Genomic DNA, 4,922 nt, shown 5'->3' on the forward strand with positions numbered 1-4,922 from the left:
AGGTGATTAAATGCCTGCAAATAGGTTTAGATCAAGATCATATAAAAGAGTTCATAAAAACACTCCTGGCGGAGAAAATGTTTTAAGATACAAAAAGAAAAAACCATCTAAGCATGTTTGTGCTGAATGTGGTGCAGTATTACATGGAGTTCCTCGTGGACGTCCATATGAAATTGGAAAATTATCAAAAACAGCTAAAAGACCTAGCCGTCCTTACGGTGGGTACTTATGCTCAAAATGTGCTCGTAAACTTTTCAAAAACGAGGCTAGAAAATAATGATAATTACTATCGGCGGATTAGCTGGAACTGGAACAACCACTACAGCAGAATTGCTTAGTGAAAAATTGAATATTCCATACATCTCTGCAGGATTTGTATTTAGGGAAATGGCTGCAGAGAAAGGAATGAGCGTTCTTGAATTTAGTGAATTTGCTGAAGGTAATGATGATATTGATAAAGAAATTGATAGAAGGCAAGCTCAAAAGGCTAAGGAAGCAGAAAATTTAATAATTGAGGGCAGATTATCAGCATATTTTGTTGATAATGCTGATTTAAAACTTTGGTTAGTAACTCCATTTGATGTTCGATCTAAACGAATAGCTGAAAGAGAAGAAAAATCTGTTGATGTAGCCAAAAACGAAATTGTGATTCGTGAAAAAAGCGAAGCCTTAAGATACATGGAAATCCATAACATAGACATTTCTAATATGGATATCTATGATTTGATTATAAATACTGATACTTTCAATCCTGAAAATGTATCAGAAATCATTATTCAAACATTAAAGGTGATATAAATGGCATCAATCGAAGTAGGTAGAGTATGTGTTAAAATCGCTGGTAGAGAAGCTGGCGAAAAATGTGCAATCGTTGAAATTATCGATGAAAACTTTGTAGAAGTTGTTGGTGAAGCAGTTAAAAACAGAAGATGTAACATTGCTCACTTAGAACCAACAGAAGAAACTATCGATGTTTCTGGCGATATCGTCTCTATTAAAGCAGCTTTAGCTGACTTATAGATTCAAAATGAATAATTAAATTATTATTCATAACTTTTTTTATTTACTATTTTTTTTAAAGGGTATGTTTTCATGAAGTTTGACATGGTAACAAAATCCAGCAGTTTTACAAATCCTGATTTTGGATGCAAGCCTGAAGAACGTGAAATTGAAGAATACATTTCCAAAGGCGTTATTAATTTGGATAAACCTTCAGGTCCGACTTCTCATGAAATTGATTCCTGGGTTAAACGTATCCTAAATTTAGAAAAATCAGGTCACGGAGGGACATTGGATCCTAAGGTTACTGGGATTTTGCCTGTCGGTCTTGATGAAGCAACTAGAGCTATTCAACTTCTTTTAACAGCTCCAAAAGAATATGTCTGTCTTTTAACTTTCCATCAGGATGTTGATGAAGATAGGATTCGTGAAGTGTTTGCTGAGTTTACAGGTAAGATATTTCAATTGCCTCCAGTAAAATCAGCAGTAAAACGTGAAATGAGAACACGTAATATCTATTATTCAACAATTTATGAAATTGAAGGAAGAGATGTGCTATTTAGAATTGGCTGTGAAGCTGGAACCTATGTAAGAACCTATTGCCATAATATTGGTGAAGCCTTGGGTGTTGGGGCTCATATGGCTGAGCTTAGAAGAACACAGGTAGGTTCATTTACAGAAAAGAACAATTTGGTTACACTTCAGGATGTGACTGATGCATACCATTTCTGGAAAGAAGATGGTGATGAATCATTCCTGCGTGAAGCTATTATGCCAATGGAGAGGGCTGCTGATTACCTTCCTAAAATAGTTGTTAAAGATTCCGCAGTAGATGCAATATGTCATGGGGCGGATCTTGCTTGCGGAGGGATTGCTTCATTAGCAAATAATATTCAAAAAAATGATATTGTGGCTATTGAAACTCTTAAAGGTGAATTGGTCGCATCAGGTAATTCATTGCTGAGTTCAAATGAAATTCTGGAAGCGGATAATGGATTTGCAGTTAATACTTCTAAAGTGTTCATGAAACCTGATACTTATCCAAGATTTTGGAAGTAAGTTTTGATTTAATTAATTATTTGTTGTTCTCAAAGCAAAACAGCAAGATCACTGTCAAATAATCTTTGTTATTTTTATTTTCTCTGTTATTATTTTATGGTTGTTGGGTTTTGAATTAATTATTTTTTTTATACTTTTAATTAAATTCATTCAATCCAAATTTATTTCATAATCTTATTTTGTTATCTACATCTTCTTTTAAAAATTAATGTGTTTTGAAAAAAATAGAAAATGAAGAAGCTAGAATGCTCCTCCACCTCCGCCACCGGATCCACCTCCGAAGCCTCCAAAACTGCCGGTATCGGAAGAAGGATTGGCGGATGTTTCGCCTGTTTCAAATGCATGATGCATCATATAATATCCTCCGTAGTGGTGATAGAGGAAGATGTCATCATCAAACTCTGCAATATTTTTTTCCTGAAGTTTCATGGCATCGTAGACACTGTCAGCAACTCCGAGAGCCGCACCATAAATCAGGTACTTTTTCCAAACAACTATTGATTCAGGAGGGTGTTCATTGATTAGGCTGTTGTCCTCCAAGAAGTCCTGGAAGTTTTTCCATTTCAGATAGAATACTCTACCTTTTTTGGTCCATTGTCCGAAAATGTCTTGAGGAAGCATCAGCACGATAAATGAGAATACTGAAAGAACTATTCCTCCTCCGATTGCGAATACTCCGTTGCTGAGATTTGTAAACAATCCCAATATGAATATTATTATTCCGGCTACCAATCCTAAAACTCCAATTGTGTTCATCATTGAGGAACCCTTGCTGTTGAAGTATTTCTTGAGGGTTCTGCTGTCGAGGTATTCATGTTTCACGTCTTGCTGCCATACATTATATTCTTCCATGAACAGTTTTGCATTGGATTCATAGGAGAGGTCTGAGTTTAGACTTGACAGGTTCACGATATCGTCATGTGCAAACATTGACAATATGTCCAGAACGGTGTTTTCATGAATAGCCAAATCAGCATCATGGTTTTTGTTTAATTTTAAAAACAATTCGTTCATGTCTGTGTCGGAATCAGTTCTTGTTTCTAATTCAATGACTTTTTTGTCAATCAGATTAAGGATTGTTGCTTCAAATCCGTTCATGTTTGGAGTTCCGATTTCATATGAATTGTCTATAAGTGCATTTACAACTGCGGGAGGATCGTCTGTCGGCGGTTCTCGTTCATAAATTCCGTCATAGTCTACTTTAGGTTCCCTACCTAATCTGATGTAAACTATTATACTGACGATTGGGGAGATAAGAGATAGCAATCCCAGCAGGATGTATGTTGCATTCCAGAATGAGCGTCCGTTTACACTGTCTTCAAGATTGTGGATTATCTTGTCATGTCCGTTTTCATGAACATGTCTTGCGTATGGTGTATCGTTAAAGTCATCCAGAGGCATTAAAACGAGCAGTTCATAGAATTCTCCTTTTGGTATTTGTGTGGATGTTAATGTGATTGTTGAACCGCGCAGCTCACTTGTGGAATTATATTCCTGAGGATTTAGGTAATATTCATTATTTGTGTCTCCCGGCAGATGAATGATTGCTGTTAGGGCATCGATTCCAACATCCCAGTCTTCTCCCCAAAGTTTATATTGTAATCCTGCGATATCATCAAAGACTGTGACAGTATTTTTCATGTCATAGCTGATGTAGACATAAACTTCGGTATTGGATATCTTTTTTGTATGTCCTTCATCGGCATACAGATATACTTTCAGTTGGGTTTCACCATCCTTTTCAATAACTTCCACGTCAGAATAGGCTCCCTTGGTTTCTACGCTAATGTTATCTATGCTTTCCCCTTCTTTTAGAGGTATGTCTCTGTAAATTCCATTATATGTTCCGTGAAATGCATAATTATATATTTCATCTACATGGAGTAGACCGTCATCCCCAACGGTAAGCTCAATAAATGCCTGTTTTATTGAGTAGCTTTTGTCATCATCATCCGCTGAGACAACAGCTATTGCTGAAAACAACACCATAAATAATAAAATTATACAAAATGTTTTTTTAACATCCATATAATTTCACCTTTTCCTTTTAAAATTTAACTTCCGGAACTTCTGTTTCTCCTTCAGGGGCCTGGTAAAATTCAGCTTCTTTAAAGTTAAACAGTCTTGCAAACATGTTGCTTGGGAACTGTTCGCATGCATTATTGTATTTATAAACGACGTCGTTGTAGAATTGCCTTGAATAAGCAATTTTGTCCTCTGTTTCGGTTAATTCAGTTTGCAATTGCTGAAAATTGGAATTGGCCTTAAGTTCAGGGTAATTTTCAGCCACTGCAAAAAGGGACTTAAGGGCACCTGTGAGCTGGTTGTCAGCTGCAGTGGTTTCAGCAATGTTTGAAGCATTCATCACACTGGATCTTGCTTTGGTAACCTCTTCAAGAACACCTTTTTCGTGTGAAGCATATCCTTTAACGGTTTCCACAAGATTTGGAATGAGATCATTTCTTCTTTTGAGTTGAACTTCTATTTGCGCGTAACTGTTTTTTACGCGGTTTCTTAAACTTACGAGATTGTTATATAAATGTACGATTGTAAATCCGATAAAAAGTATTGCAGCAACCAATACTATTATTAAAATGAGATTCATTTTATCACCTGTATTATATGTATTATATATTTAGGACATATACTTTCCCATTTTAAGTTTAAATAGTTGGGTAATTATAATTATATTGAAAACAATTATTTTGGAAAAATATCTGTTTTAAACAATACCTTTATATATGGGGAAGTTGATATATTATCTTATCATATTATACTAGTCAATATGATGTGCAAGTATTGCTAACTATTATGCCGAGATAGTCTAGCCTGGTAAGGCGCGAGACTGGAAATCTCGTGGGCGT

At 35.7% G+C, this 4,922-nt stretch carries 6 protein-coding genes; 4 read left to right on the forward strand and 2 right to left on the reverse strand.

The features are described from left to right. The first annotated feature begins 10 nt into the window (after positions 1 to 10). The 4 genes from Q0W04_RS10430 to Q0W04_RS10445 all read left to right on the forward strand — a co-directional run bounded on the left by Q0W04_RS10430 (position 11) and on the right by Q0W04_RS10445 (position 2,058). Positions 11 to 277, forward strand: coding sequence for a 50S ribosomal protein L34e (locus Q0W04_RS10430; RefSeq protein WP_298503032.1), 267 nt, complete (start codon positions 11 to 13; stop codon positions 275 to 277). Beyond that, complete coding sequence (gene cmk / locus Q0W04_RS10435; protein ID WP_298503035.1) at positions 277 to 798, forward strand: (d)CMP kinase; 522 nt, start codon at positions 277 to 279, stop codon at positions 796 to 798. Before Q0W04_RS10430 ends, cmk begins: the two co-directional genes overlap by 1 nt. After that, on the forward strand, positions 799 to 1,020 hold the full coding sequence (locus Q0W04_RS10440) for a 50S ribosomal protein L14e (RefSeq protein WP_298503037.1): 222 nt from the start codon (positions 799 to 801) through the stop codon (positions 1,018 to 1,020). A 72-nt stretch (positions 1,021 to 1,092) separates the two neighbouring features. Next, on the forward strand, positions 1,093 to 2,058 hold the full coding sequence (locus tag Q0W04_RS10445) for an RNA-guided pseudouridylation complex pseudouridine synthase subunit Cbf5 (RefSeq protein ID WP_298503040.1): 966 nt from the start codon (positions 1,093 to 1,095) through the stop codon (positions 2,056 to 2,058). A gap of 240 nt (positions 2,059 to 2,298) precedes the next feature. Here Q0W04_RS10445 and Q0W04_RS10450 read toward each other — a convergent pair whose 3' ends face one another. After that, the gene (locus Q0W04_RS10450; RefSeq protein ID WP_298503043.1) at positions 2,299 to 4,086 is read right to left on the reverse strand and encodes a DUF2207 domain-containing protein; all 1,788 of its coding nucleotides are present in this window, start codon (positions 4,084 to 4,086) and stop codon (positions 2,299 to 2,301) included. Between the two features lie 19 nt (positions 4,087 to 4,105). After that, entirely contained in the window at positions 4,106 to 4,663 is a 558-nt protein-coding gene (locus Q0W04_RS10455) for a LemA family protein (protein WP_298503046.1), read from the reverse strand. Positions 4,664 to 4,922 lie beyond the last annotated feature (259 nt).

Origin of the sequence: uncultured Methanobrevibacter sp. (genome assembly GCF_947170395.1) — an archaeon.
Classification (GTDB): domain Archaea; phylum Methanobacteriota; class Methanobacteria; order Methanobacteriales; family Methanobacteriaceae; genus Methanocatella.

Coding starts and splice junctions, on each gene's coding strand:
- cmk (WP_298503035.1), top strand. CDS start 277: ATGATAATTACTATCGGCGGATTAGCTGGAACTGGAACAACCACTACA.
- Q0W04_RS10450 (WP_298503043.1), bottom strand. CDS start 4,086: ATGGATGTTAAAAAAACATTTTGTATAATTTTATTATTTATGGTGTTG.
- Q0W04_RS10440 (WP_298503037.1), top strand. CDS start 799: ATGGCATCAATCGAAGTAGGTAGAGTATGTGTTAAAATCGCTGGTAGA.
- Q0W04_RS10445 (WP_298503040.1), top strand. CDS start 1,093: ATGAAGTTTGACATGGTAACAAAATCCAGCAGTTTTACAAATCCTGAT.
- Q0W04_RS10430 (WP_298503032.1), top strand. CDS start 11: ATGCCTGCAAATAGGTTTAGATCAAGATCATATAAAAGAGTTCATAAA.
- Q0W04_RS10455 (WP_298503046.1), bottom strand. CDS start 4,663: ATGAATCTCATTTTAATAATAGTATTGGTTGCTGCAATACTTTTTATC.